At 63.4% G+C, this 1301-nt stretch carries 1 protein-coding gene and 1 pseudogene; both read right to left on the bottom strand.

Annotated elements, in window-relative coordinates:
• Window positions 1-977: beta-galactosidase (locus AC1DT2_RS23670; RefSeq protein ID WP_477299129.1), on the bottom strand; the 977-nt coding region annotated here is incomplete at its 3' end.
• Between the two features lie 2 nt (window positions 978-979).
• Window positions 980-1301: pseudogene (locus AC1DT2_RS23665) on the bottom strand (TonB-dependent receptor); the annotation flags it as partial.

Raw genomic sequence — 1301 nt, 5'->3', positions numbered from 1 at the left:
TCTTCGGCGTTCGAGCCTGCGGTAAGCCCAAAATTCGTGCCGCCGTGCACCACGTACAGATTGAACGAATAGCCGGCACGCATGATGTGGCGCAGGGTCTCCTCATAGTCCTTGGAAGCGAACGTCGGCTCGCCCCAGTGGGTCAGCCACCCGGGATAACCTTCACCCACCCATACGGGCGACTCGCCAGCAAAGCCCCTGCCCTTCAAMAGATCGGGCASGTCGGCGCCATCGAGCCCGAGCGCCGATCCCTTCGGATACGCCTTGCGCCGCTGCAGGTCCTTCAGGCCATCCGACACCGAGAACGGTCCATCCACGCCGTGCTCGCGCCAGATGTCACGCAACGCATCGAGATAGCCGATGTCGTCGGCGAACATTGAGTATTCATTCTCTATCTGCAGCATCAATACCGGACCGCCCGCTTTTGCCATCAGCGGCACGATGCGCGGCGCCAACGCGGCGACGTAACGCCGCACGGCCGACATGTACCGCGGATCGTCCCGCGTGCGCAGCCGCGTGTCGGGGTCGCGCAACAGATAAGCCGGTAGCCCGCCGTTGGTCCATTCACCGCAGATGTACGGGCCCGGCCGCAGGTAGACCCACATGCCCTCCTCCGCGCACAAGCGGATGAAGCCAGCGACATCCCTGTTTCCGCTTTCGAAGTCGAATACCCCGGGCTCGCGCTCGTGGTGATTCCACATCACGTAGATCGCCACGGTGTTGAGCCCCATGGCCCGGGCCATACGGATGCGATGGCGCCAATGCTCCTTAGCGATCCGTGCCGGATGCATCTCCCCGCTGTGCACGCGGAACGTCTCGCCGTCGAGCAGGAACTCACGCTGGCCGAAGCTGAAGGCATGCGGCCGTCCGTCCGGCCCCACCGGGGCGAGGGCCGGGGCAAGCGACGCCGCCCACCCGCGGCCGGCGAATGCCAGCGGGGTGAGCAGCGACAGGGCAAGGAAACGGCGTCGTTGCATGCTCAGAAGTTGTACTTCACGGTCAGCAGGGTGGTCCTTCCCGCATCGACGATATCCGAATTGGCCAGGCTGTTCCTGCCGATGTGCGACCAGTACGAATACTGCTTGGTCAGGTTGCTGACCTGCAGGTCGAACTGCAGGCCGTTGGACATCGCATACCCGAGATGCAGGTCCACGCGACGAATCGGCCGGATCCACAGGTCGTCCCACGGACTGTTCTGGTTGAGGAAGTCATAGGTCGACAGGTAAGAGCCGGTGTAGTGGTAGCTGAGGTTCACCGAGAAGCCGTACTTCTCGTAGAACAACTCCGCGTTGGCCATGCGC

The organism is Luteibacter sp. P4_E6 (assembly GCF_056401535.1).
Note: the sequence above shows the minus strand (reverse complement) of the source record. Positions and strands in the feature narration are given on the sequence as shown.